Below are 24748 nucleotides of genomic sequence, written 5' to 3'. Positions count from 1 at the left end.
CAATCATTGGAGAGGTGATGATATGAATTTTCATAATTCTAATACAATGCATGTCAATCGGATTACTATTAATGTAAAAGATTTCAACAATCAAAAGACGTTTTATCATACGATACTTGGGATGCCAATAAAATACGAAACAGCTTCTAAACTGGTATTAGCAATAGGAGATTCTGGTGATGAACTCGTATTAAACCTACTCGAAAATGGACGTACGGCAAAATCACATGAAGTGGGGTTGTTTCACCTCGCATTGTTATTAGACCGTGTGGAACAATTGGGTGCGTTTATGAGACATATCGACTCACACAACATTCGTTTTGGTGGTGGTGATCATTTAGTGAGCCAAGCGATATACTTTAATGATTATGAAGGAAATGGTATAGAAGTATATGTGGATAGAGCTTTTTCAGAATGGGAATGGAACCAAGAAAATGTAAAAATGGACACATTACCATTAGATGTGGCCGGTATTTTACAACACGCACATGATACGATATGGGAAGGTATGAAGACAGGTGCACGAATTGGTCATTTACATTTAAAAGCAGCAGATTTGGAAAATGGAAAAAAATTTTATGAATCGATGGGTTTTAAACTTGTATCAACGTTTCCAAAGGCGGTGTTTATGTCGGATCATCGATATCATCACCATATTGCACTCAATACTTGGCAGTCATATAGTAAAAGGATTAGAGCAAATGAAACGTATGGTTTGACGTCTTTTAATATTGTAAAATATGATGCTACAACCCAATCCTTATCGACGCCTGAAGGGCTCATCATGACCATCAATATGGCTTCAAATACAAAAGCTGAGACAAATTAATGCCTCAGCTTTTGCTTCCAACATAAACATTTGAGAATATGTGGGAAGTCTTTACTTGAATAGTGACATGCATTTGTTGGGGATATATGTGCATACAAAGCGTCATAATTCAAATAAACGGATATGTTTTTAATTTTTGTGATGAAGGTGTATTAGGAAAATAGAGTTAGTGTATATATTTAAAAATTTTAAACGCAAAAATTCATTTTAGTCTTAAAGACCAACTTCGTTCCATGCTTCTGTAACTTTTTGTTTTGCAGATGCACCGTATAAATCTTGAGCAGATTGTTCAAGGGCACGTTTAGCGTCTGCAAATTGAGATGTAGAAGTTAAATATTGTGAAAGTGCACGGTAGTAGATTTTTTCTGATTTTGTTTTACCTAACTTTTGAGTTGTTAAATATGCAGCTTTGTTTGGAATCCCTGAGTTAATATGAACGCCACCATTGTCATAGCGTACATGTTTATAATCTTTCATATGAGCAGGTTGATTGAATTTTGTTGGGTCACTAAAACTACGGAAAGCTTTATTTGGACCTGGATTGATGTAAGCGTCTTCACCTAATAACGTATCTTCGAAATCAATGAAGTATGCAAATACATCAGAAAAACTTTCATTTAATGCACCTGGCTGGTCTTGGTAAACTAAAGCAGCAGTTTCTTGAGTCACGCCGTGTGTGATTTCGTGCGCAATGATATCATTAGCAGCAGCTAAACTATGCATTTCACGGCCATCACCATCACCGTAAATCATTTTATCACCTAGCCAAGCAGCATTTGTACTGTTATCTTCACCTTGGAATGTGTTTACATGAGTAATCGATTGAATAGGACTTCCCTTGTCATCATAAGAATCTCTATTATGAACATTCTTGTAGTAATCATAAACCTTACCGGCATAGTAGTTTGCATCTACTCCAGCTTTTTGATCATTTGCATCAAACGTACGGTCTTTGTCTGTAATTAAGTTTGCAGTATCTGTGCTTTGATTATAACTATATGCAGATAATACACCGTTACGTGTAACGTCTTCTAATGTGTAACCGCCTGATGTTGAATTAATATTAATCTGTTTGCGATCGTTACGGACACCCACTCCCGTACCAGTTGCAGCAGCATGTTTAATTAAGTCTTGCTTTTCAACTACTTGACCTGTTTTGGCATCAACTTGGACTTTCCAATGTGATGGTTGTGGATCAATGGTTGTGATTTCGACTTCATAAACAAATTTGTTTTCATCACCATTAATGACAACTTCATTTGATTTTACAACTTCGTCTTTACCGTTTTTAGCTTCATTACGATTTAATTTCACAGCTTTAAAAGCATCGTTTACAGCATCCTCTTTGCTTAGCGAAACGTCATTTTTAGGTTTTACTTCCGGTGCTTTAACTTCACCGTTAACCATTACTACTTTACCTTTTGGATCAACGTGCACTTTCACTTCGCGGTCTTTAGCAATGTGGTTTTTCACTTTAGGATAAAGTGTGTAATGTGTATAACCCATATCATCCTTTTGTTCTTTTTTAATGCTGTAATACTTGTTGTAATTTTTAATGCCTTTGTCTGGTGCTATTTGCTTGAGTGCTTTCATCACGTCAGCCTTATTTTTGACAGTGATTTGGTCGGTAGGTGCTACAGACTCAGCCCCAGCAGTTGGTGTGTAGACGGTACCTAAAAGAGATAAAGATAATGCACAAACTCCAAGTTTTTGATACATATAAAAACCTCCTAATTAAAAGATAATTTTATTATATCATAAGTTATGGAATAAATAATAAACATATTTTAAGATAAAGAATTGCTTCACACTCTGTGGTTTCCCATAATACAATATATCTAAATGGCATGAGGCGTTATGATAGCGCTTAATATATTATTTATTCAAAATTATTTGAAAATTTAACAGATGAGGTGTTTATATGATTAGAGAAGCGACAAAAGAGGATATTGCAACAATTACTGAAATTTATAATGACGCCATTATTAATACGACGGCAGTATATACATATCATGAAACCACAGTAGAAGAACGTGAAAAGTGGTTTGAGAATAAAGTGAATGGTCAGTGGCCAATTTGGGTTTATGACATAGATGGTGATGTGGCAGGTTTTGCCACGTATGGTACATTTCGAAATTGGCCGGGATATCAATATACGGTAGAACACTCATTATACGTTAGTGCATCTTATCGGAGGAAACGCATTGCCTCGCAACTGCTTGAATACATGATAAAAGATGCAACGCATAAGGGGTTTAAAACGATGATTGCGGGTATTGATGCTGCGAATCAAGGAAGTATTCATCTGCATGAAATATACGGTTTTGAAGCGGCTGGCACACTCAAGCAAGTCGGTTATAAATTTAATCGATGGTTAGACCTAACATTTTACCAATTATTGTTAAAATAACAACACATACGTTTGATTTTTAAATGAGCATATAATAAAAAACGTCTTCAGAGTAAATGGATTCACCTTTGAAGACGTCATTCATTTAAGCGTTGTATGACAAGCTAGTTTTGATAAATAGCGTGAAGTGCGGAATTTAATTCAGGATATTCAAATTTAAAACCTAACATTTGAATACGTTCAGGTACCATATATTGCGTATCTAAAATAAGTGTCGACATTTCGCCTAATATTATACGCATCACTAAAGTAGGTACGCGTGTATAATGGGGGCGATGTAATGCGCGACTTAACGCAATGCCGAAATCATTTTGAGTTTCCGGAAGTGGGGCGTTGAGATTATAGACACCTTGAGCATCAGGATGCTTAATTAAGAATAAAATGCTTTGTACTAAATCATTGATATGAATCCATGAATACCATTGCTTACCATCGCCAACTTTACCACCGACACCATATTGGTATGGCAGAGCCATCATCGGTAATGCACCACCTTGATGGGATAATATTAATCCGAAACGACCTTTAATCACACGAGTGCCTAACGTTGAAAAATGATCAGCTTCACGCTCCCACTGATAAACAATCTCAGATAAAAAATCATGGGGCAAGGTTTTATAGTATTCGGTGTAAGCATCTTTTTTGGACGGCGGATAGTAGCCCATGGCACTGGCATTAAATAAGATGTTTGGTTGATGCGTTCGATTTTCAAATAACTCAAATAATGCATGTGTAGCTTGAATGCGACTGGTCATCATAAGTTGTTTGTGCGTGGCCGTCCAACGCTTGTTTAAGGTAGCACCTGCAAGATTAATGACGATATCGATATCAGGCACTTGGACTTCCCACTTTTCATTTTTCCAATTAATATAAGAGACACGGCGTTGGTCAGATGTTCTATTAGAACGTGTCAAAATATAGATATTGTTGTCTGATTCTTTCAATAATGCATCTACGAGGGCAGTACCGACTAAACCAGTCCCGCCAGTTACTAAAATATTTGTCATAATATCCCTCCATTTTTTTACGTTCATAAAGAGGTCAAAAAACTGTCAAGATTCTATCAAAAATATAACAACTTATTATGTTTATTTTTTCACAAACTACGTTATAATGAAATTGCCTTCGAAAATAGGTTTATTAACCCATCTCTTAGTTAGCGTATACCCCATAATATACGACGAAGGTTTAACTCCCTTTAGTTAAGAAAGGCCAGAATGATGCAGCATTCTGGCCTTATCTTTTTTTATTGAAGAAATTTGAGATTAATTTTATCACTATTACTCGAATAATCATACGTAAAATAGATTTCAACATGAAACCCCCCTAATACTAACGAATCTTAATTATTATGTTCCTTATTTTTTCAAAGCGTAAACACAAATGCATAAATAAATTTCATATGAGGTTAAGGGTAAACGTTTATTTTTATTTTTAGTATGATAATTGTTATAATGAAACATACTGTATAGGAAAATAGGCAATGAGCAAATAACAGAAATATTCTAAGTCATCACATCGTATTGCGCAATGTCAGTATAATAAAGTGAGGTTAGATTATGGGGTTGAACAACCAACAATTTCCAGCTCAACATGATGGGAATCGGAAGAAAAAAATGGCCACAGGTTGTTTGAGTATAATAATCATTCTACTATTGATTGGCGGTTTGATTTTCGCGATATTTTCCTTTGTCGACCAATCACATAAAGGAAATGAACGTCTTCATGATAAGTCAGTTGAGGAACAACAAAAGCAAAAAGAAGCTCAAAAAGAAAAGGCGCGCCAACAACGAGAGAAAGAAAAAAGAGAACAAGAAGCGAGCTTAGAGCAACAACAAGCTATTCAAGCATCACTTGAACAAGAACGACAAGCATCACTTGAACAAGAACGGTTAGCATCTATCGAAGCAGCGCAACGTAATAAAACTAGACAACAAACGACTGAACAACCTACAAAAGAAGATAAAAAGCCTAAAGAAAAACCTTCATCAGAACAAAAACCAACGCAAGAACGTACAAATGAGCCACCATCAACAGCGGAACCATCTACAGAAAACAAATCACCTCAGCCATCTAATGAAACGAGACGGTCAACTGAAACAAATCATAATGGCTCACGACAAACAACTACAAGAGAGACATCTAACGAACAAGCCCAAACACGTTCAACAACAACTACACAAACGGTCAAACCATAAATATATGAAAATCCCTTGAGCAATGGTTAGAAAATGATAGCTCAAGGGGTTTTTTTAAGATAAAAACATATTTAATAGTAGGGTGAGAATAATAGATAAGATGATTGAAAATAAGCAACCTGGAAAGCACCCTGGTGTGCAGCCGTATGAACGATAATATATATGTCTTTCATTATTATTGTAGTCCTGATAGCGACCATTGTAAAAATCTTGGTCGTTATGTCTACCATTGTGTTGGTTAAAATCATCCGGTCTTCTATATCGAGGATCATCTGGATCTATAACTTCAGGTTTGTCATTTGAATATCTCATTTTGAACCTCCTTATACAAAAGATTATACACGTAAATTACATACCCGCTCACATATTGACTCATGCATCACTGGATGTGTATGTTGATGTTCATAGACATTACTCTGAAGGGACGTTATTTGTCCAACGTTTTTTATGGTGGGATTGTTTTTGACTTGCATTTTTAATTCAACCATAGTATGATTAAAAATGTAAACAGGTTATATTTTTTTGTGACGAATGGGACTGAATTTGTCAACGCTTGGCTCATACATGACCATCCTGTTTCACTAATAAGGAGGCATGCCTCTTGAAAAACATCATTCAAGTGCAGCAAAAGATTGTTCCTGATTTGGTAGACAAGATGTATCGGCGTTTCTCAATTTTAAGCACCATCCAAAAGTATCAACCTGTCGGACGTCGAACACTTAGTGATAAATTGAATCTTACAGAACGTGTTTTACGTTCTGAAACGGACCTTTTAAAAGTACAAGATTTAATTTCAGTCAAATCAACAGGAATGACGTTAACTCATGTTGGTATCGACGTTTTAAATGAACTCAATGTCTATTTTAATAACTATACTGATTACCACAGTTTGGCGAAACAAATTAAAGATTTGTATCAAATTAAAGAAGTTCATGTGGTACCAGGAAATAGTGATAATGATTTAAGCGTTAAAGTAGAAATTGGGCGTATCGCAGGCCAATTGTTAGAAAAACAATTATATAATGATGCAATTGTTGCTGTTACAGGTGGCTCTACGATGGCATCGGTAAGTGATGCAATGTCACCATTGCCGTTTGATGTTTTATTCGTTCCAGCACGAGGTGGTCTTGGCGAAAATGTAGTATTCCAAGCAAACACCATTTGTTCAACCATGGCACATCGTACAGGTGGCAGTTACACAACGCTTTATGTTCCTGACAATGTTAGTGAACTCACGTATCAGAATTTACTTAAAGAACCTGCAGTGATACAAACATTAGAGAAAATTAAAGATTCAAAAATTACAATACATGGTATTGGTGATGCGCTGAAAATGGCTAAGAGACGTCAGTCTACGCCAGAATTGATAGAGAAACTTCAACATCATAATGCCGTGGGTGAGGCATTTGGTTACTATTTTGATGAACATGGCCAAATCATTCACAAAGTCAACACGATAGGACTTCAATTAGAAGAAGTCCGTATGAAAGAGCATAATTTTGCTGTAGCGGGAGGTTATTCGAAAGGTAACGCAATGAAAGCTTACCTCAAGATAGCGCCTAAAAACACTGTGTTAATTACAGATGAAGAGGCAGCAAAAATGATTGTTGAGCAATAATTATTAAAAAAATAAGTAAAAAGTGGTTTATAAATAATGCTGAATTGAGCTTGTTTTCAAGACTTAATGAATGGACTGTTTCAGAGAAACAAGTTTAACAGTCGGGGCGTATATCACTTTTTAAATATCATTAAAGGAGGCCATTAACATGGCAGTAAAAGTAGCAATTAACGGATTTGGTAGAATTGGTCGTTTAGCATTTAGAAGAATTCAAGACGTAGAAAACATTGAGGTAGTAGCTGTCAATGATTTAACTGACGACGACATGCTTGCACATTTATTAAAATATGACACGATGCAAGGACGTTTTACTGAAGAAGTAGATGTAATTGATGGTGGTTTCCGCGTAAATGGTAAAGAAGTGAAATCATTCTCTGAACCAGAACCATCTAAATTACCTTGGAAAGACTTAGAAGTAGATGTTGTTTTAGAATGTACTGGTTTCTTCACATCTAAAGAAAAAGCTGAAGCACACATTGAAGCAGGCGCTAAAAAAGTCTTAATTTCAGCACCAGGTACTGGTGATCTTAAAACAATTGTATATAACGTTAACCATGAAGAATTAGACGGTTCAGAAACAGTTGTTTCAGGTGCGTCTTGTACTACAAACTCATTAGCTCCGGTAGCGAAAACATTACACGATGAATTTGGTATTGTTGAAGGTTTAATGACTACAATTCACGCTTATACAGGTGACCAAAATACGCAAGACTCACCTCACAGAAAAGGTGACAAACGTCGTGCACGTGCAGCTGCTGAAAACATCATCCCTAACTCAACAGGTGCTGCAAAAGCAATCGGTTTAGTTATTCCAGAAATTGCTGGTAAATTAGATGGTGGCGCGCAACGTGTACCAGTTGCTACAGGTTCATTAACAGAATTAACTGTTGTTTTAGAAAAAGAAGTATCTGTTGAAGAAGTTAACAATGCAATGAAAAATGCAACTAATGAATCATTCGGTTACACTGAAGATGAAATCGTCTCTTCTGACGTTGTAGGTATGACGTTTGGTGCATTATTCGACGCAACTCAAACACGCGTTATGACTGTTGGCGATCGTCAATTAGTTAAAGTTGCATCTTGGTATGATAACGAAATGTCTTATACAGCACAATTAGTACGTACGTTAGAATATTTAGCAAGTCATGCTAAATAATTAGATTTATAATATACTAAAAGGGGTAGGACTGACGCATTTTAATGGCGTTTGCCACTCTCTTAACTGATAAAAGTTAAGCAAGTATTAAATGTACGTGCTTCTAACTGAAATTTAGCTTATAGTAAGCGGAGGAGCACAACGCTTCTCCGCTTATTTTAAAATAACGAGTGTTTTTGAGGAGGAATATTATGGCTAAAAAAGATGTAACAGATGTTTCGTTAAAAGGTAAAGTTGTTTTAGTGCGCGCGGATTTCAACGTGCCTATGAAAGATGGGGAAATTACGAATGATAACCGTATTGTCCAAGCTTTGCCAACGTTACAATATATTATTGAACAAGGTGGAAAAATTGTCGTATTCTCTCACTTAGGCAAAGTTAAAGAAGAAAGTGATAAAGAAAAGCTTACATTGGCACCTGTAGCGAAAAGATTATCTGAAAAGTTAAATAAAGATGTTACGTTTATTCCAGAAACACGTGGTGAAAAATTAGAATCAGCAATTAAAAAACTTAATGACGGCGATGTCTTAATGTTTGAAAATACACGATTCGAAGATTTAGATGGTAAAAAAGAATCTAAAAATGATAGCGAGCTCGGTAAATATTGGGCATCATTAGGCGATATTTTCGTGAATGACGCATTTGGTACAGCACACCGTGAACACGCATCTAATGTAGGTATTTCTACTCATTTAGAAACTGTTGCAGGTTTCTTAATGGAAAAAGAAATTAAATTTATCGGTGGTGTCGTTGAAAATCCAGATAAGCCAGTTGTAGCCATTTTAGGTGGCGCTAAAGTATCTGACAAAATTGGCGTTATTGAAAACTTACTTAAAATTGCCGACAAAGTACTTATCGGTGGCGGTATGGCATATACATTCTTAAAAGCACAAGGTAAAGAAATCGGTTTATCATTGCTTGAAGCTGATAAAATCGATTTTGCAAAAGATTTATTAGAACGAGCTGGCGACCAAATTGTGTTACCAGTTGATGGTAAAGTTGCAAAAGAGTTTTCGAATGATGCTGCGATTTCAACAGTGTCTATAGATGACATCCCAGTAGATCAGGAAGCTATGGATATTGGACCTGAATCTGTTGAATTATTCAAAAAACAACTCGAAGGTGCGCACACTGTTGTATGGAATGGACCGATGGGTGTATTTGAATTCAGCAATTTTGCGCAAGGTACAATTGGTGTATGCGAAGCAATTGCAGAATTAAAAGATGCGACAACAATTATCGGTGGTGGTGATTCAGCAGCGGCCGCAATGCAACTTGGTTTTGAAAAAGACTTTACACACATCTCTACCGGCGGTGGCGCGTCTTTAGAATATTTAGAAGGTAAAGAATTACCTGGTATTAAAGCAATAGCAAATAAATAACAAAAATTTAGAGGTAATGAATGCTTAAATAAAGTATGAATTACTAATAGGAGTGTTTTAATTGAGAAAACCAATTATTGCAGGTAACTGGAAAATGAATAAAACAGTTGCAGAAGCAAAAGATTTTGTTAATGCATTACCAGCATTACCAGATACGAATGAAGTAGAGGCAGTAATTTGTGCGCCTACGATTCAATTAGATGCATTAATTTCACTTACGCAATCAGGTGTAGCACCAGGTTTGAAAATCGGAGCTCAAAATACATTTTACGAAGAAAGTGGTGCGTTTACTGGTGAAACATCACCTGTAGCACTACAAGATTTAGGCGTAAGCTATGTTGTGATTGGTCACTCTGAACGTCGTGATATCTTCCATGAAACAGATGAAGATATTAATAAAAAAGCACATGCTGTGTTTAATCATGGTATGACACCAATCATTTGTGTTGGTGAAAGTGATGAAGAGCGAGAAAATGGTAAAGCAAATGACGTTGTGGAAGGTCAAGTTGAAAAAGCACTTGAAGGTTTATCTGATGACCAAGTGAAACAAGTCGTTATTGCATATGAACCAATTTGGGCGATTGGAACTGGCAAATCATCTACAGCAAAAGATGCAAACGAAATGTGTGCCGCAGTACGTCAAAAAATCGCAAAACTTACGAGTAAAGATGTAGCTGAAGCTGTACGTATTCAATATGGCGGTAGCGTAAAACCAAACAATATTAAAGAATACATGGCTGAAACTGATATCGATGGTGCCTTAGTTGGCGGTGCTTCATTAAAAGTAGACGACTACGTTCAATTGTTAGAAGGTGCGAAATAATATGGCAAAAAAACCAACAGCACTTATTATCTTAGATGGCTTTGCGAATAGAGATGAAGTCCATGGTAACGCTGTTAAGCAAGCGCATAAACCTAATTTTGACCGTTATTATGAAAAATATCCTACGACGCAAATCGAAGCAAGTGGTTTAGATGTAGGTCTACCAGAAGGTCAAATGGGTAACTCTGAAGTAGGTCACATGAATATCGGTGCGGGTCGTATCGTGTACCAAAGTTTAACACGTATTAACAAATCGATTGAAGATGGCGACTTTTACGACAATGAGGTTTTAAATCGCGCTATAGCGCATGCATTACAACACCAATCAGCGCTCCATGTGTTTGGATTATTGTCCGATGGTGGCGTACACAGTCATTATCAACACCTTTTCGCAATTTTAAAACTTGCGAAGAAAAAAGGTTTAGACAAGGTATATGTCCATGCCTTTTTAGATGGACGTGACGTAGATCAAAAGTCAGCACTTATATATATTGATGAAACTGAAAAACAATTCAAAGAAATTGGTGTAGGACAATTTGCATCCGTAGCTGGACGTTACTATGCGATGGACAGAGACAAACGTTGGGATCGTGAACAAAAAGCATACGATGCCATCCGTGCATTTGATTCAGCACCGCGCTATGCATCAGCACGCGAAGGTGTAGAGGCAAATTATGCTGAAGATTTAACGGATGAGTTTATCGTTCCATTTGTAGTTGAAAATCAAAATAACGGTGTGAACGATGGTGATGCGGTTATTTTCTATAATTTCCGTCCAGACCGTGCAGGTCAACTGTCTGAAATCTTTACAGATAAAGCGTTCAATGGTTTTGAAGTCGAACGTGTAAATGATTTATTCTATGCTACATTTACAAAATATAATGATAATGTTGATGCAGAAATTGTATTTGAAAAAGTAGATTTAACGAATACAATCGGCGAAGTTGCTCAAGACAACGGATTAACGCAATTACGTATAGCCGAAACTGAAAAATACCCACATGTAACGTACTTTATGAATGGTGGACAAAACGAAGAGTTCAAAGGTGAACGCCGTCGTCTAATCAATTCACCTAAAGTCGCAACGTATGACTTAAAGCCTGAAATGAGTGCTTATGAAGTCAAAGATGCATTACTTGAAGAATTAGCTAAAGGCGATCTTGATTTAATCATCTTAAACTTTGCGAACCCAGATATGGTGGGGCACAGTGGGATGTTAGAACCTACTATTAAAGCTATCGAAGCGGTGGACGAATGTCTAGGTGCTGTCGTAGATAAAATTTTAGAAATGGATGGCTATGCGATTATTACTGCTGACCATGGTAACTCGGATGAAGTGTTAACAGATGATGATCAGCCGATGACAACGCATACGACTAATCCAGTCCCAGTAATTGTGACGAAAGAAGGCGTAGAATTACGTGAAACAGGCCGTTTAGGTGATCTTGCGCCAACATTACTTGATTTATTAAATTTAAAACAACCTGCAGAAATGACAGGTGAAAGCTTAATTAAGCATTAAAATAGTTGAGTCCATTTGAAAACCAGTTATAATGAAGATGAACTCATGTAACCAGTTTGTAATAGAGTGTGTTTAAGTTTCTAAGCTCTGTTGCATCACTGTTACAGTAAATACTATCAGGAAAAAGGAGATTTTATATTATGCCAATTATTACGGATGTTTATGCTCGCGAAGTACTTGATTCACGTGGAAATCCAACAGTAGAGGTTGAAGTTTTAACAGAAAGTGGTGCGTTTGGTCGCGCTTTAGTACCATCAGGTGCTTCAACAGGTGAACATGAAGCTGTTGAATTACGTGATGGCGATACTGAACGTTACCTTGGTAAAGGTGTAGAAAAAGCTGTTGAAAATGTTAATGAAATCATCGCACCAGAAATTATTGAAGGTGAATTTTCAGCTTTAGAACAAGTTTCAATCGATAAAATGATGATTCAATTAGATGGAACTGCAAACAAAGGTAAATTAGGTGCTAACGCGATTTTAGGTGTTTCTATTGCGGTAGCGCGTGCAGCAGCTGATTTCTTAGGACAACCTTTATACAAATATTTAGGTGGCTTTAACGCAACAGTATTACCTACACCGATGATGAACATCGTTAATGGTGGTTCACACTCTGATGCACCAATTGCATTCCAAGAGTTCATGATTTTACCTGTAGGTGCAGATAGTTTTAAAGAAGCGTTACGTTGGGGTGCAGAAGTATTCCACGCATTGGCTAAAATCTTAAAATCTCGTGGTTTAGTTACAGCAGTAGGTGACGAAGGTGGTTTCGCTCCTAAATTCGAAGGAACAGAAGACGGTGTTGAAACAATCATAGAAGCTATTAAAAAAGCGGGTTATGAGCCAGGAAAAGACATTTTCTTAGGTTTCGACTGTGCCTCTTCTGAATTCTACGAAAATGGTGTGTATGACTACACGAAATTTGAAGGCGATAAAGGCGCTAAACGTACTGCAGAAGAACAAGTTGATTATTTAGAAGAATTAGTAAACAAATACCCAATCATCTCTATCGAAGACGGTATGGATGAAAACGACTGGGAAGGTTGGAAACTATTAACTGAGCGAATCGGTGATCGTGTACAACTTGTAGGTGACGATTTATTCGTAACAAACACAGAAATTCTTGCTAAAGGTATCGACAATCACATCGGTAACTCTATCCTAATTAAAGTGAACCAAATCGGTACATTAACTGAAACATTTGAAGCAATTGAAATGGCTCAAAAAGCGGGCTACACAGCAGTAGTATCACACCGTTCAGGTGAAACGGAAGATACAACAATTGCAGATATCGCTGTTGCGACAAATGCTGGTCAAATTAAAACAGGTTCATTATCTCGTACAGACCGTATTGCAAAATACAACCAATTATTACGTATTGAAGACGAACTTTATGAAACAGCTAAATATGAAGGTTTAAACGCATTCTATAATTTAGATAAATAAGCTTAAATTATTATAGAAATTTGTTTGAAGCATAGACTTCGCTTAGATGCCCTCAGAATTCATTTAATAAAAATGAGTTTTGAGGGTTTTCTTATGCACGTACTAACTGTGAGAGCCGAGCAATCAGAGTTGGAAGTGAGACCAATATTCAAAGGGTCTTATGACCTGAATTACTCCGGGCCAAATAGTGGGACAGTAACAATGAAAGCATTTCTAAAAGCATCTAGATGTGTCGTTTCATAGAACGTGTTAACCTGATATAATATCATTAAGTGAATTAGATAAAGGAGCTCATTAAAATGGATCAAAACCTATCCCCTGAGGCACGTGCGGCCCATACTGGTCGTCTACTGGCATATATTTCATTTTTATTTGCGGTATGTCTCGTGATTCATCAAGTTATTATTGTTGATGGACAAGTCATTAGCTATATGTTAGAACACTCTGGAAATCGTATCTCGCAAAATGCGATTAATGCGATTAATAATAGTTTAAGGTATACAGGTATTTTATATATCCTTGCATACTCTGCTGGTGTCGTCGCAATGAAATACCAACATCCCTATTTATGGTGGTTTATGGTTGCAGTTTTTATATCCCAATTATTTAATGCGCTACTTAATCCGCCAATATTGTACGCTGCCATTCTAAATGTAAAAGGATTCTTCGCGTTAATTCCATACATCATTGTATGCATAGGCTCACTCATTTTAGCTGTTTTTATGATTACAGTGAGTATAAAGCGTAAATCAACGTTCAATCGTTAATGAAAGTTGTGTAAAGGCTCTAAATGTGGTAGAATACCTTCGTATATGATGAATGGAGGACAATCTGATGCACACATTTTTTGTTGTATTACTAATTATTGACTGTATCGCACTCATCACAGTTGTTTTATTACAAGAAGGTAAAAGTAATGGCTTATCAGGTGCCATCAGTGGTGGAGCTGAACAGTTATTTGGTAAACAAAAACAACGTGGTGTAGATTTATTTTTGCATAGATTGACAATTGTACTTTCAATTATTTTCTTTGTATTAATGTTAGGTATCAGTTACTTTAATTTATAAGTCTGACGGTAAACGTTAAAAATAGAGTTAACAATTTCGACCGTTTAGAAAATCTAAGTCCGACAGTTGATAAGTCGGGCTTTTTTATTTGTAGCGCCACTGTTGAAACTATAAAATAGAACTAGATGTGACTTGAAAGGACGGAATGATGAATGAAAATTCAATTACCAAAGCCTTTCTTATTTGAAGAAGGCAAACGTGCAGTGTTGTTATTACATGGTTTTACAGGGAATAGTTCTGATGTAAGACAACTTGGGCGTTTTTTACAAAAAAAAGGATATACGTCTTACGCACCTCACTACGAAGGACATGCAGCACCGCCAGAAGAAATTTTGAAGTCGAGTCCTCACGTATGGTATAAAGATGCATTGGATGGTTATGATTATTTGGTGGAACAAGGTTATGATGAAATTGCGGTTGCAGGTTTGTCCCTTGGTGGTGTTTTTGCACTAAAATTAAGCTTAAATCGTGATGTTAAGGGAATTGTGACGATGTGTTCGCCGATGTACATTAAAACTGAAGGGTCAATGTACGAAGGGGTATTAGAGTATGCACGCCAATTCAAAAAATATGAAGGCAAAGATGAGGCAACAATAGAGAGAGAAATGCAAGCCTTCAAACCAACGAGTACGTTACGTGAACTACAAGATACGATTCAAGGTGTGAGAGATCACGTTGAAGACGTTATCGAACCGCTCCTCGTGATCCAATCTGAACATGATGAAATGATTAATACAGATTCAGCCAATATTATTTATAATGAAGCAGCATCAGAGGATAAACATTTATCATGGTACAAAAATTCAGGCCATGTGATCACGATTGATAAAGAAAAAGAAGCAGTATTTGAGGAAGTGTATCAATTTTTAGAATCACTAGATTGGACGAATTAGTCATTTAGCATATTAAAGAGAAAGGAGGACCTCTTATGCATTTAAAATCGCAAATTAAAGCCATAATTGAACGTTCAAGTTATGAACCGATGTCTGTCTCTGACTTTCAAGATGAGCTCGGCTTAAGTAGCGCTGAAAGTTTTCGTGACCTTATTAAAGTACTCAATGAGTTAGAGCAAGAGGGTAAAGTCAAACGTACGAAACAAGATAGATATCAAAAGCAAGGTCCTAAACCAGGACTTATTCGAGGGACGTTAAGTCAAAATAAAAAGGGATTTGCCTTTTTAAGACCAGATGAAGAAGGGATAGAAGATATTTTTATCCCGCCTACAAAAATCAATCGTGCGATGGATGGAGATATTGTTATCGTTGAAATTCAAAAATCACGTGGTGACCATCGTAAAGGCAAAGTTGAAGGTGAAGTAAAATCCATTGAAACGCATGCCGTTAAACAAGTTGTAGGGACCTACACAGAAGCGCGTCATTTTGGCTTTGTAGTACCTGATGATAAGCGTATCATGCAGGACATCTTTATACCTAAAGGGCAAGATTTAGGGGCTGTAGATGGACATAAAGTACTTGTTCAAATTACGCAATACTCTGATGGCTCTAACAATCCAGAAGGTCATATTTCTGCTATTTTAGGTCATAAAAATGACCCTGGCGTAGATATTTTATCTATTATTTATCAACATGGGATTGAAATTGAATTTCCAGACGACGTATTAAAAGAAGCTGAAGCGATTCCTGAGACGATTGAATCTACTGAATTAGAAGGCCGTCGTGATTTACGTCAGGATTTAACAATTACAATCGATGGCGCGGATGCGAAAGATTTAGACGATGCTATCGCGATTAAGGCTCTTTCAAATGGCAATATGGAATTAACAGTAAGCATTGCAGATGTCAGTTATTATGTAACTGAAGGCTCTGCGCTAGATCGAGAAGCATACGATCGTGCAACAAGTGTGTATTTAGTAGACCGTGTGATTCCAATGATTCCACATCGTTTAAGTAATGGCATATGTTCATTAAATCCAAATGTAGATCGATTAACGATGAGTTGTCGTATGGAAATCGATGCCCAAGGTCATGTCGTCAAACATGATATTTTCGATAGTGTGATTCATTCAGATGCACGTATGACGTATGCGGAAGTGAATGAAATCATCACCGACCATAACCCTCACACGCGCGAGAAATATAAAGACATTACGCCGATGCTTGATATGGCAAAGCGCTTATCACAACAACTCATCGATATGCGACGTCGGCGTGGAGAAATCGATTTTGATATTAAAGAAGCGAAAGTGCTTGTGAATGAAGAAGGTATTCCACAAGAAGTCGTTGCGCGTGAACGTGGTGAAGGTGAGCGTTTAATCGAGTCATTTATGCTTGCGGCAAACGAAACCATCGCGGAACATTTTAGTAAAATGGATGTGCCGTTTATTTATCGTGTGCATGAACAACCGAAGTCGGACCGTTTACGTCAATTTTTTGATTTCATTACGAATTTCGGTATTATGATAAAAGGGACGGGTGAAGATATTCATCCAAGTACGCTACAAAATATTACAAAAGAAATTGAAGACAGACCAGAAAATATGGTTATTTCAACGATGATGCTACGTTCAATGCAGCAAGCACATTATGATGCAGATAATTTAGGCCATTTTGGGCTAGCGGCAGATTATTATACACATTTCACATCGCCAATCAGACGATATCCAGATTTGATTGTGCATCGTTTAGTACGTAAATATTTAATCGAAAAATCGATGGATGGTAAAGCGCAACATGAATGGCAAGAGAAATTACCACAGATGGCAGAACATACTTCTAACCGAGAACGTCGTGCAATTGACGCAGAACGTGATACAGATGACTTGAAAAAGGCAGAATATATGATTCAACATTTAGGAGACGAATTTGAAGGTATCATTAGTTCAGTGGCTAATTTTGGAATGTTTGTTGAATTACCAAATACCATTGAAGGTATGGTAACGATACAAAATATGTCAGACGATTATTATCATTTCGATGAACGCCAAATGGCATTAATTGGGGAGCGTAAAGCTAAAGTATATCGTATCGGTGACGTTATAAAAGTAAAAGTCATCCATGTTGATGTGGATGAACGTCAAATTGACTTTCAAATTGTAGGTATGCCTATTGACATGTATCCAAAACGTGAGAAAAAATCACGAGGTACAACCATTCAGGCTAAAACAAAAGGGCATACGTTTGAAAAAGATCAAGATAAAAAAAAGAAACGTAAAAATCGAAAAGGAAAAAATGCTAGAAAACGAGATAAGTCAGGAAATACGAAACATAAGCCTTTTTATAAAGATAAACGTGTCAAAAAGAAAGGTAAGAAGAAAAAGTAGACTGAGGTGACACACAGTGCCCAAAAAATCAGGAAAAGGTACATTAGCAGAAAATCGTAAGGCACGCCATGATTATAATATTGAAGATACAATTGAAGCAGGCATTGCGTTACAAGGTACTGAAATAAAATCAATCCGTCGTGGTAGTGCCAATTTAAAAGATAGCTATGCACAAGTAAAGGGGGGCGAAATTTATTTGCACAACATGCATATCGCTCCTTATGAAGAGGGGAATCGCTTTAATCATGACCCTAGACGTGTGCGCAAATTGTTGTTACACAAACGTGAAATTTCAAAATTAGGCGATCAAACACGTGAAGTAGGGTATTCTATCGTGCCGTTAAAACTTTATCTTAAACATGGTATGTGTAAAGTCTTACTAGGTGTCGCAAGAGGTAAGAAGAAGTATGATAAGCGACAAGCATTGAAAGAAAAAGCGGTGAAACGTGATATTGATCGTGCAATCAAACAAAATTATTAAATCATTGCTAAGAATGTTAAGATTCGTTATAATTAAATGTGCTTTCTTAACAGAGAGTACATTTTTGATATGGGGACGTTTATGGATTCGACAGGGGTCCCCAGAGCTTATGAAGCGTGTCGGAGGGTTGTCTCCGTAAAAACACATCAGTTTATAATAACTGGCAAAACTAACAATAACTTAGCAGTAGCTGCCTAATCGCACTCTGCATCACCTAATCGCATCGCCTATGTGCGATTAACGTGATTCAACTTTAGTAGGATACGCTCGTCACTGCCGTTTGAAGTCTGACGAGAAGAGAAGAATCAAACTCGCATAATGTCGGTTGTCTATTTCTAATCATTATGTTAAATGTTCAAATAGACTACACACGTAGAAACATTTGTATCAGGACCTTTGGACGCGGGTTCAAATCCCGCCGTCTCCACTATGTAGCCTATAACCCTTGTGGTTATGGGCTTTTTTTAAAATTAAAATGGAGAAAGGACACAATATGAATAAACATCAATGCATACTATTGGATGAATTATATAAAGAAAGCCAGACTTCTTTATCTTTTGAATTTCACAAGCGTGTTGACGATGATGACGCAATTTACTATTTTACTGTGGTTGGATCTTTCGAAAATATGCGCTTTTATACAGAATTAGCACTTTTTGATTCGGATATAGAAAAGCTTAAAGCATTTAAATGTAAATCACCTGTCTCAGAAATTCACTTTATAGAACCTGATGTGACATTTACTATTATCAAAAGAGATAGGCATGACATAAGCGTGTATGTAAATATTGATTCTGGGCTGAGGTTTTCAAATATCGTTTCAGAATCTGGATGCACAATAAAAATAAATGTATCTAGAAAAACATTCTATCAGTTCATTAAAGAAATTATTGCGGTTCAACATTATGAATAAATGAGAATTAAAGCACAAAACAGGGAATGTATATAAAATAGCCTTCACCATTCATATTATTATGAACGTTGAAGGCTATAAATATATTTCAATACTTTTAATTGTAAAACTAAATGAAATGAATAAGTGTCAATTGGTAAACGTTTAAAAATGTTATTTCAAAATCACTTGCTTTAACGACGTTTTGCCACAATTCGTCGACTTTTACCGAAGAAAAATTGAGCGATAGAAGATATGAGTAAAACGCTACTTAATATTATCATCACTAAAAAGAGTTGATGGGTGGCATCCATAAATACGTCATGAATATGTTTCATAATAATGGCTTTATTATCAATACGATTATACTGAACATCGTTTATCCCTTTTTGAATTTTATGTTTCATATAAACTGCAATGATTGGCACGAGAATCGCTGCAAAGTAGTTACGGATAGAATGCATTGTGAGTGAACGATGTGATGCACGTGATAAATCACCATCTAAAAGTGTAGACATTGCGCCACTTACAAGTACCATACTTGAACCAAAACCAATAATCATACCTTGAATGTAAAGTGAATGAAGATTAAGTTCGTTTTGCATAATATACCAGTTTGTGCTGACGTAAAGTAAGGCAATTGAACCAATGGTACCAAGTACACCCGGCCCCCACGCACTATAAAACACCATTTTTAAAACGCCTGTTATAAATACGCCGATAAAGAAGTAAATATAAAAAAGCTGGATTTGATGTGGGGGTAAATGAATCACTTGTAATAGATAAAAATTAATCGCAGCAATGCCAATAAGTAGCGTCAGATGTGAGACAATCGCCATAATTGAGCCAAGTAATGGTTTCGGATACAACAATGTCGAAAAATGAACAATAGGTGTATGACTCTGCTTATTTTTATATAAGAAAATCACAAATAAAATCAACGTCACGATAGACCATGGCCAGACTTTAATAGAATCAAAACGATATTGCGTAATAAGACAAAGTGGTATTAATAATGAAAGAGATGAAAGCGCTAAAAAGAAAACGACAGTATGGTCCTCTTTCGTAGTACTTTGATGTGTCGTGTCATCTTTTTCGAAATATAACCAACCTACAATTAAACTGATGATTGCTGAAAGGATATTGATGATATATATCCATTGCCATTGCGCATAAAACAATGTAATGCTTCCAGTTAAACCACCAAGGGCATTTGCACCGAACAACCCTACAATAATCATAAATAGAAAGACATTTTTAAAGCGTTTTGGAAATACATGAAATGATTTAGGTAACATAGTAAAGAATAAAATGCCTGTGCTTAAGCCTTGTATCACTTTAGAAATGGATAAAGAAATGATGCCTATCGAGAAAAAGCCTAAAATGGATCCGAGTAAGAATATAAATGAGAATAGCATAAAATTTTTCTTGAAACCTAATTTGTGAGCAAGAAAATGACCCAGAGGGACACCTAAAGCAAAGGCGAAGTTCCCCATAATCGCTGGGATAATAAGAAGATTTGAATGAATACCCAAAGCATAGTGATAGAGTCCTTGATTTAAACTATATGCCAAATTTAAATAAAATTGAGAACCTATCCCAATAATTGTAAGAAAGGACAGCAATGCAATTTCTATCATGCGTGTCCTTTTAGACCATAATATTTTCATGATTCGCACCCTTAATAAGTAATTTACAACGAGAAATTATATCACGGTTTGAGTGAGAATTGAATAACTAATATGTTATTGTTAAATCGTTTTTGGGAGTGTTAATGTCATGATTGAGCTGTTTAAAAGGTATTGTGCGTTATATTTTATCGCTAAATTTTGGATGAATTGAATACTTGTACAATATGAAGGGGACTCTGATTGAAGTTGATGAACGTATGCAGTATATAACGCTTTTTCCTCATGGGTTGCACAATTTTTAAAATAGCCCCATAAGTGTTGGAATGTATTTATAAAAGCGGCAGGCTGAATGGGCGTATTTAAAATTTCTTGAATTCTAGTTTCTATAGATGTATAAGATTGTCCATTTTTAATCATCGTTTTGATTTCTGTATAATATTTGTAATTGTGCATCATGACATGATATTTTTCGTAGCGCCATAGGTGTTGGATTCTTGTAATTTCTTTCATATATGCTCCTTATTCGTATAATAAATTAACCAGTGCTCATCTATATAAGTATGATTGAATTTCCGAGCTTGGCGTTCAAGTGCTAAAAATTCAAAGCCTAAATGGTCACAAAATACTTTAGCAGCAATATTATTTGAAGCTACGGCAAGGACAAGTTGTTCAATGCCATGTTCCTCCGCATATTCTATAAGACTTTCCATCAATTTGCGCCCAATACCAGAACCTCTATAATCTGGAGTTACATATAAACCTTGAACAGTGGCCTTATGACGCTTTGATGTGTAAGGGAAAAAGTTGAGTTGAACGAAACCTACTAATTTATGATGATCGAAAGCACCAAAAAATATCTGCTGCTTCTGATGGCTAGGGTGTAATAACTGAGCAATATCTGTTTCAGTATAATTCTGTCGTTCACTGATTTCATGTACAAAAGCGAGAGGATGAAGACGAAATGCTTCACAAGTGAGTTGATAAAATGCTTTTGTATGCGTATCATTCAAAATATGTATCATGTGCACCCTCCTAGAAATAAAAGTAAGTTTATCATATTAATCATATAAAAACGCAATCACTATTGCAATGTTATTTTAGAAAATTCAGATAAATAATACTTAATTCTATAGAAAAATAATATAGTAAGTAAAGCTCATAACTATCATACGGCAATAAAAAAGAATGTAAATCATGTGATTAGAAAAATGTAACCCTATAGCCCGCTTACTTTTCAATTAAGGAAAGTTAGGCTAATATAAGGGGGAATTCAAACTGTGTAAAGTAGGTGACACACCATGAAAGCGCAAATCGTAGGAAGTTTTATGGTCGTATCTCATGTACTTAGTCAAAATGAGATACAGTTGATAAAAATGCAAGAATCAAATATAGATATCTTAGAATTAAGAATAGATGCACTTCAAGACGTTGCGAGTGTAGACGTGGCTCAAATCATCCAACAATTAAAAGATGAAGGTTTTCAATCCGAGATACTTGTTACGTTTCGTTCGCAAATGCAAGGGGGGAAAGGTAACTGTGATGAAAAAGAATATCAGTCACTTTTGACTCAATTGGCTGAACTAAAAAATGTGGATTATATTGATGTTGAGTGGGAGCCTTCGATTGGTCGACACCATATTGTTAGAACGATTCAATCTCATGGTATAGATGTTATTGTGTCATATCATAATTTTCATGAAACGCCGCAACTTGATGTATTGAAAAAAACATATTATCACATGTCTCAATATGGCGGGGCACACTTAAAAATCGCGGTTATGCCACAATCAAAACAAGATGTTTTAACGTTATTGCAAGCAGTATCAGAAGCAAGTGATGCATTGCATCATTGGGTGACAGGTATTTCCATGTCTCACTTAGGTATTATTTCTAGAACTGCACAACAAACATTTGGTGGGGCACTTTCTTATGGTGCTATCAATGAAAGCGTTGCTCCAGGACAACTCAATGTTAAAACTTTAAAAAATGCAATGGCCGTGTATCAGTAATTTGAAAAGTACGCCAACCTTCTATATAATTGATAATGGTTATCAATAAAAAGGGGAAGATGATGATGGAACTTCAAGAGGCTATAAAGTATCGAAGAAGTATTAAGAAGTTCGATAGAAATATGCACATTAACGAGGACGCTGTAAGGGATGCTGTTGTAGAAGCGGCAAATGCACCAAATCATGGTATGCGCGAGCCGTGGCGTGTTGTATATGTGCCTAAGCATAAATTGGGGGAAATGAGCAAGGAAGTCTCGCGTTATGCATTTCCACGAGAAGCCGATAAACAACAAAGTCATTACGATGCGGTGACTAACTTAGGTGGTTTTTTAGCAATTATTATGAAATGTGATGCACGTCAACGGGAAGAAAATGAAAACTATTTAGCGGTTGGGGCATATGCACAAAACTTATTATTGCTCTTATATGAAAAAGGGATTGGAACATGCTGGAAAACGCCAACATATATTTTTCATCCAAAAGTTAGAAATGTTTTTGGGGTACTACCAGATGAACGCTTAATCGGATTTATATATTTAACCGATTTAGAAGATGACAAGGAAAAAGTACCTAAACGTAAAAATAAAGGAATCTATACAGAGTACATTTAATAGATGTACGCATACGGTTAAAATTGCATATCTATTCATAAAAAATCGTCTTCAAATTGCTTAAAGTAATTTGAAGACGATTTTAATATGTTCTTTTTTAACGTTAACCTAAACTCTCGGATAAGAATGATTCGACTTGTTCAGGTGATTTTGCGTGAGCAGAATGTAAATGATGTAACTTTTCTCCGTTTTTGAAGATAAGAATGCTTGGAATACCCATGACATCATACGCTAACGCCGCTTCTTCAACTTCGTCACGATTTACAACAAACCATTCATATTGATTGTATTTTTCAACAATAGGGCTGATCCACATATCCATGGCTTTGCAATCAGGGCACCATCCTGCTTCGAATTTGACGATAACTGTTTCATCTTTATTAATAATTGATTTAAACGTTTCCATATCTTGAATCTTTTGCATGTAACATACCTCCATTATAATATATGTTTTAAATTATAACGGATATATTCATAGACGTCATATTTCGTGATTAATAAATAACAAAATAATGAAACTAGTATAAAAAATAGTCTAATTTAACAAATTTTGTTATATTTGATATAAGTCACGCGAGGAGGTTAAAGCATGATTAAGTTTTATCAATATCCTAATTGTACAACGTGTAAAAAAGCAGCGAAATTTTTATCTGAACAAGGTGTGAGTTTTGAACCTATTGATATCGTTCAATTAACACCTACGAAAGATGAATTTAAAGATATTGTGGACCGTTCAGGAATTGAAATCAAAAGATTATTCAATACACATGGTGCAAAATATCGTGAGTTAAATTTAAAGGATAAATTAGATACTTTATCAGAGGATGAAAAGTTAGAACTTTTAGCGTCCGATGGTATGTTAGTGAAACGTCCTTTAGCAATTTTAGGTGATAAAGTTACAGTCGGTTTTAATGAACAAGTTTATCGTGAAACTTGGTTATAATAAAATAGTTGATTGATAAAAACATGTGTGTCATGATTATCTTGTAAACAAATATAGGAGGGGATTCAAGTGGCAGTGCCAAGTGAATTAAAATATTCAAAAGAACACGAGTGGGTAAAAGTCGAAGGAAATGTTGCAACTGTTGGTATTACAGACTTTGCACAAAACGAATTAGGAGATATCGTATTCGTTGAACTTCCAGAAGTGGATGATGAAGTATCAGAAGGCGAAACTTTCGGTAGCGTTGAATCTGTAAAAACAGTTTCAGAATTATATTCACCAGTATCTGGTAAAATCGTAGAAGTGAATGAAGATCTTGAAGACGAGCCAGAAGCTGTAAATGAATCGCCATATGAGAAAGCTTGGATGGTGAAAGTTGAATTAAGCGATGAAAGTGAACTTGATGCTTTAATGGATGCACAAGGTTATCAAGAAATGATTGGCGAATAA

26 protein-coding genes and 1 other RNA gene are annotated in these 24748 nt (G+C 36.0%); 20 read left to right on the top strand and 7 right to left on the bottom strand.

Annotation, left to right across the window (positions count from 1 at the left end; genetic code table 11):
• Window positions 1-22: 22 nt before the first annotated feature.
• On the top strand, window positions 23-829 hold the full coding sequence (locus tag SHYC_RS09610) for a VOC family protein (protein WP_039646673.1): 807 nt from the start codon (window positions 23-25) through the stop codon (window positions 827-829).
• A 213-nt stretch (window positions 830-1042) separates the two neighbouring features.
• Here the strand turns inward: SHYC_RS09610 and SHYC_RS09605 are convergent, their stop codons facing one another.
• The gene (locus SHYC_RS09605) at window positions 1043-2548 is read right to left on the bottom strand and encodes a M4 family metallopeptidase (protein ID WP_039646671.1); all 1506 of its coding nucleotides are present in this window, start codon (window positions 2546-2548) and stop codon (window positions 1043-1045) included.
• Between the two features lie 202 nt (window positions 2549-2750).
• On the opposite strand from SHYC_RS09605, the gene SHYC_RS09600 reads away from it, so the two are divergent.
• Window positions 2751-3239, top strand: a complete 489-nt coding sequence (locus SHYC_RS09600; RefSeq protein ID WP_039646669.1) for a GNAT family N-acetyltransferase — start codon at window positions 2751-2753, stop codon at window positions 3237-3239.
• Between the two features lie 104 nt (window positions 3240-3343).
• Here SHYC_RS09600 and SHYC_RS09595 read toward each other — a convergent pair whose 3' ends face one another.
• Window positions 3344-4246, bottom strand: coding sequence for a TIGR01777 family oxidoreductase (locus tag SHYC_RS09595; protein WP_039646667.1), 903 nt, complete (start codon window positions 4244-4246; stop codon window positions 3344-3346).
• A 552-nt stretch (window positions 4247-4798) separates the two neighbouring features.
• On the opposite strand from SHYC_RS09595, the gene SHYC_RS09590 reads away from it, so the two are divergent.
• Complete coding sequence (locus tag SHYC_RS09590) at window positions 4799-5437, top strand: DUF4887 domain-containing protein (protein ID WP_052257846.1); 639 nt, start codon at window positions 4799-4801, stop codon at window positions 5435-5437.
• Window positions 5438-5491: 54 nt separating this feature from the next.
• Here SHYC_RS09590 and SHYC_RS09585 read toward each other — a convergent pair whose 3' ends face one another.
• On the bottom strand, window positions 5492-5749 hold the full coding sequence (locus tag SHYC_RS09585; protein ID WP_039646665.1) for a hypothetical protein: 258 nt from the start codon (window positions 5747-5749) through the stop codon (window positions 5492-5494).
• Between the two features lie 289 nt (window positions 5750-6038).
• On the opposite strand from SHYC_RS09585, the gene SHYC_RS09580 reads away from it, so the two are divergent.
• The 13 genes from SHYC_RS09580 (at window position 6039) to SHYC_RS09525 (ending at window position 19125) form a co-directional block, all read left to right on the top strand.
• Window positions 6039-7055: a sugar-binding transcriptional regulator gene (locus tag SHYC_RS09580; RefSeq protein WP_039646664.1), complete on the top strand. Its 1017-nt coding sequence runs from the start codon at window positions 6039-6041 to the stop codon at window positions 7053-7055.
• Window positions 7056-7203: 148 nt separating this feature from the next.
• Complete coding sequence (gap, locus tag SHYC_RS09575) at window positions 7204-8211, top strand: type I glyceraldehyde-3-phosphate dehydrogenase (RefSeq protein WP_037566696.1); 1008 nt, start codon at window positions 7204-7206, stop codon at window positions 8209-8211.
• A 191-nt stretch (window positions 8212-8402) separates the two neighbouring features.
• Entirely contained in the window at window positions 8403-9593 is a 1191-nt protein-coding gene (locus tag SHYC_RS09570; protein ID WP_039646662.1) for a phosphoglycerate kinase, read from the top strand.
• Window positions 9594-9654: 61 nt separating this feature from the next.
• On the top strand, window positions 9655-10416 hold the full coding sequence (tpiA, locus tag SHYC_RS09565; protein WP_039646660.1) for a triose-phosphate isomerase: 762 nt from the start codon (window positions 9655-9657) through the stop codon (window positions 10414-10416).
• Between the two features lies 1 nt (window position 10417).
• Window positions 10418-11938: a 2,3-bisphosphoglycerate-independent phosphoglycerate mutase gene (gene gpmI, locus SHYC_RS09560; protein ID WP_039646658.1), complete on the top strand. Its 1521-nt coding sequence runs from the start codon at window positions 10418-10420 to the stop codon at window positions 11936-11938.
• Between the two features lie 140 nt (window positions 11939-12078).
• Complete coding sequence (gene eno / locus SHYC_RS09555) at window positions 12079-13383, top strand: surface-displayed alpha-enolase (protein WP_039646656.1); 1305 nt, start codon at window positions 12079-12081, stop codon at window positions 13381-13383.
• A 299-nt stretch (window positions 13384-13682) separates the two neighbouring features.
• Window positions 13683-14150 carry a hypothetical protein gene (locus SHYC_RS09550; protein ID WP_039646654.1) on the top strand — a complete coding sequence of 156 codons (468 nt, stop codon included), beginning with the start codon at window positions 13683-13685 and terminating at the stop codon, window positions 14148-14150.
• Between the two features lie 67 nt (window positions 14151-14217).
• Window positions 14218-14451 carry a preprotein translocase subunit SecG gene (gene secG / locus SHYC_RS09545; protein WP_037566707.1) on the top strand — a complete coding sequence of 78 codons (234 nt, stop codon included), beginning with the start codon at window positions 14218-14220 and terminating at the stop codon, window positions 14449-14451.
• 152 nt (window positions 14452-14603) lie between these two features.
• Entirely contained in the window at window positions 14604-15344 is a 741-nt protein-coding gene (locus tag SHYC_RS09540; protein ID WP_039646652.1) for an alpha/beta hydrolase, read from the top strand.
• A 35-nt stretch (window positions 15345-15379) separates the two neighbouring features.
• Entirely contained in the window at window positions 15380-17731 is a 2352-nt protein-coding gene (rnr, locus tag SHYC_RS09535) for a ribonuclease R (RefSeq protein ID WP_039646650.1), read from the top strand.
• 16 nt (window positions 17732-17747) lie between these two features.
• Window positions 17748-18212, top strand: coding sequence for an SsrA-binding protein SmpB (gene smpB / locus SHYC_RS09530; protein ID WP_039646648.1), 465 nt, complete (start codon window positions 17748-17750; stop codon window positions 18210-18212).
• 71 nt (window positions 18213-18283) lie between these two features.
• Window positions 18284-18642: a transfer-messenger RNA gene (gene ssrA, locus SHYC_RS12050) on the top strand.
• Window positions 18643-18687: 45 nt separating this feature from the next.
• On the top strand, window positions 18688-19125 hold the full coding sequence (locus SHYC_RS09525) for a hypothetical protein (protein WP_039647699.1): 438 nt from the start codon (window positions 18688-18690) through the stop codon (window positions 19123-19125).
• 173 nt (window positions 19126-19298) lie between these two features.
• On the opposite strand, the gene SHYC_RS09520 is transcribed toward SHYC_RS09525, so the two are convergent.
• The 3 genes from SHYC_RS09520 to SHYC_RS09510 all read right to left on the bottom strand — a co-directional run bounded on the left by SHYC_RS09520 (window position 19299) and on the right by SHYC_RS09510 (window position 21757).
• Window positions 19299-20774 carry an MFS transporter gene (locus SHYC_RS09520; RefSeq protein ID WP_039646645.1) on the bottom strand — a complete coding sequence of 492 codons (1476 nt, stop codon included), beginning with the start codon at window positions 20772-20774 and terminating at the stop codon, window positions 19299-19301.
• 81 nt (window positions 20775-20855) lie between these two features.
• Window positions 20856-21245 carry a DUF1722 domain-containing protein gene (locus SHYC_RS09515; protein WP_039646644.1) on the bottom strand — a complete coding sequence of 130 codons (390 nt, stop codon included), beginning with the start codon at window positions 21243-21245 and terminating at the stop codon, window positions 20856-20858.
• A complete protein-coding gene (locus SHYC_RS09510) occupies window positions 21242-21757 on the bottom strand; it encodes a GNAT family N-acetyltransferase (protein WP_039646642.1) in 516 nt (171 codons plus the stop codon). Before SHYC_RS09510 ends, SHYC_RS09515 begins: the two co-directional genes overlap by 4 nt.
• A 276-nt stretch (window positions 21758-22033) precedes the next feature.
• Between SHYC_RS09510 and aroD the strand changes: the two genes are divergently transcribed.
• Both aroD and SHYC_RS09500 read left to right on the top strand, forming a co-directional pair.
• Window positions 22034-22744 (top strand): type I 3-dehydroquinate dehydratase, encoded by a 711-nt coding sequence (aroD, locus tag SHYC_RS09505; protein WP_039646640.1) that lies wholly within the window; start codon window positions 22034-22036, stop codon window positions 22742-22744.
• Between the two features lie 65 nt (window positions 22745-22809).
• Window positions 22810-23355 carry a nitroreductase family protein gene (locus tag SHYC_RS09500; protein WP_039646638.1) on the top strand — a complete coding sequence of 182 codons (546 nt, stop codon included), beginning with the start codon at window positions 22810-22812 and terminating at the stop codon, window positions 23353-23355.
• Window positions 23356-23458: 103 nt separating this feature from the next.
• Here SHYC_RS09500 and SHYC_RS09495 read toward each other — a convergent pair whose 3' ends face one another.
• Entirely contained in the window at window positions 23459-23779 is a 321-nt protein-coding gene (locus tag SHYC_RS09495; RefSeq protein ID WP_039646636.1) for a thioredoxin family protein, read from the bottom strand.
• A 165-nt stretch (window positions 23780-23944) separates the two neighbouring features.
• Here SHYC_RS09495 and SHYC_RS09490 point away from each other — a divergent pair, with 165 nt between their 5' ends.
• Together SHYC_RS09490 and gcvH are read left to right on the top strand one after the other, a co-directional pair.
• Window positions 23945-24298 (top strand): arsenate reductase family protein, encoded by a 354-nt coding sequence (locus SHYC_RS09490; protein ID WP_039646634.1) that lies wholly within the window; start codon window positions 23945-23947, stop codon window positions 24296-24298.
• A gap of 69 nt (window positions 24299-24367) precedes the next feature.
• The gene (gene gcvH, locus SHYC_RS09485) at window positions 24368-24748 is read left to right on the top strand and encodes a glycine cleavage system protein GcvH (RefSeq protein ID WP_039646632.1); all 381 of its coding nucleotides are present in this window, start codon (window positions 24368-24370) and stop codon (window positions 24746-24748) included.

The sequence above is a fragment of the Staphylococcus hyicus genome (genome assembly GCF_000816085.1).
Classification (GTDB): Bacteria; Bacillota; Bacilli; order Staphylococcales; family Staphylococcaceae; genus Staphylococcus; species Staphylococcus hyicus.
Note: the sequence above shows the minus strand (reverse complement) of the source record. Positions and strands in the feature narration are given on the sequence as shown.

Excerpts from the sequence above, each read along its gene's own strand:
- SHYC_RS09610 (WP_039646673.1), top strand. The coding sequence starts at position 23 with ATGAATTTTCATAATTCTAATACAATGCATGTCAATCGGATTACTATT.
- SHYC_RS09605 (WP_039646671.1), bottom strand. The coding sequence starts at position 2,548 with ATGTATCAAAAACTTGGAGTTTGTGCATTATCTTTATCTCTTTTAGGT.
- SHYC_RS09600 (WP_039646669.1), top strand. The coding sequence starts at position 2,751 with ATGATTAGAGAAGCGACAAAAGAGGATATTGCAACAATTACTGAAATT.
- SHYC_RS09595 (WP_039646667.1), bottom strand. The coding sequence starts at position 4,246 with ATGACAAATATTTTAGTAACTGGCGGGACTGGTTTAGTCGGTACTGCC.
- SHYC_RS09590 (WP_052257846.1), top strand. The coding sequence starts at position 4,799 with ATGGGGTTGAACAACCAACAATTTCCAGCTCAACATGATGGGAATCGG.
- SHYC_RS09585 (WP_039646665.1), bottom strand. The coding sequence starts at position 5,749 with ATGAGATATTCAAATGACAAACCTGAAGTTATAGATCCAGATGATCCT.
- gap (WP_037566696.1), top strand. The coding sequence starts at position 7,204 with ATGGCAGTAAAAGTAGCAATTAACGGATTTGGTAGAATTGGTCGTTTA.
- SHYC_RS09570 (WP_039646662.1), top strand. The coding sequence starts at position 8,403 with ATGGCTAAAAAAGATGTAACAGATGTTTCGTTAAAAGGTAAAGTTGTT.
- gpmI (WP_039646658.1), top strand. The coding sequence starts at position 10,418 with ATGGCAAAAAAACCAACAGCACTTATTATCTTAGATGGCTTTGCGAAT.
- eno (WP_039646656.1), top strand. The coding sequence starts at position 12,079 with ATGCCAATTATTACGGATGTTTATGCTCGCGAAGTACTTGATTCACGT.
- SHYC_RS09550 (WP_039646654.1), top strand. The coding sequence starts at position 13,683 with ATGGATCAAAACCTATCCCCTGAGGCACGTGCGGCCCATACTGGTCGT.
- secG (WP_037566707.1), top strand. The coding sequence starts at position 14,218 with ATGCACACATTTTTTGTTGTATTACTAATTATTGACTGTATCGCACTC.
- SHYC_RS09540 (WP_039646652.1), top strand. The coding sequence starts at position 14,604 with ATGAAAATTCAATTACCAAAGCCTTTCTTATTTGAAGAAGGCAAACGT.
- rnr (WP_039646650.1), top strand. The coding sequence starts at position 15,380 with ATGCATTTAAAATCGCAAATTAAAGCCATAATTGAACGTTCAAGTTAT.
- SHYC_RS09525 (WP_039647699.1), top strand. The coding sequence starts at position 18,688 with ATGGAGAAAGGACACAATATGAATAAACATCAATGCATACTATTGGAT.
- SHYC_RS09520 (WP_039646645.1), bottom strand. The coding sequence starts at position 20,774 with ATGAAAATATTATGGTCTAAAAGGACACGCATGATAGAAATTGCATTG.
- SHYC_RS09515 (WP_039646644.1), bottom strand. The coding sequence starts at position 21,245 with ATGAAAGAAATTACAAGAATCCAACACCTATGGCGCTACGAAAAATAT.
- SHYC_RS09510 (WP_039646642.1), bottom strand. The coding sequence starts at position 21,757 with ATGATACATATTTTGAATGATACGCATACAAAAGCATTTTATCAACTC.
- aroD (WP_039646640.1), top strand. The coding sequence starts at position 22,034 with ATGAAAGCGCAAATCGTAGGAAGTTTTATGGTCGTATCTCATGTACTT.
- SHYC_RS09500 (WP_039646638.1), top strand. The coding sequence starts at position 22,810 with ATGGAACTTCAAGAGGCTATAAAGTATCGAAGAAGTATTAAGAAGTTC.
- SHYC_RS09495 (WP_039646636.1), bottom strand. The coding sequence starts at position 23,779 with ATGCAAAAGATTCAAGATATGGAAACGTTTAAATCAATTATTAATAAA.
- SHYC_RS09490 (WP_039646634.1), top strand. The coding sequence starts at position 23,945 with ATGATTAAGTTTTATCAATATCCTAATTGTACAACGTGTAAAAAAGCA.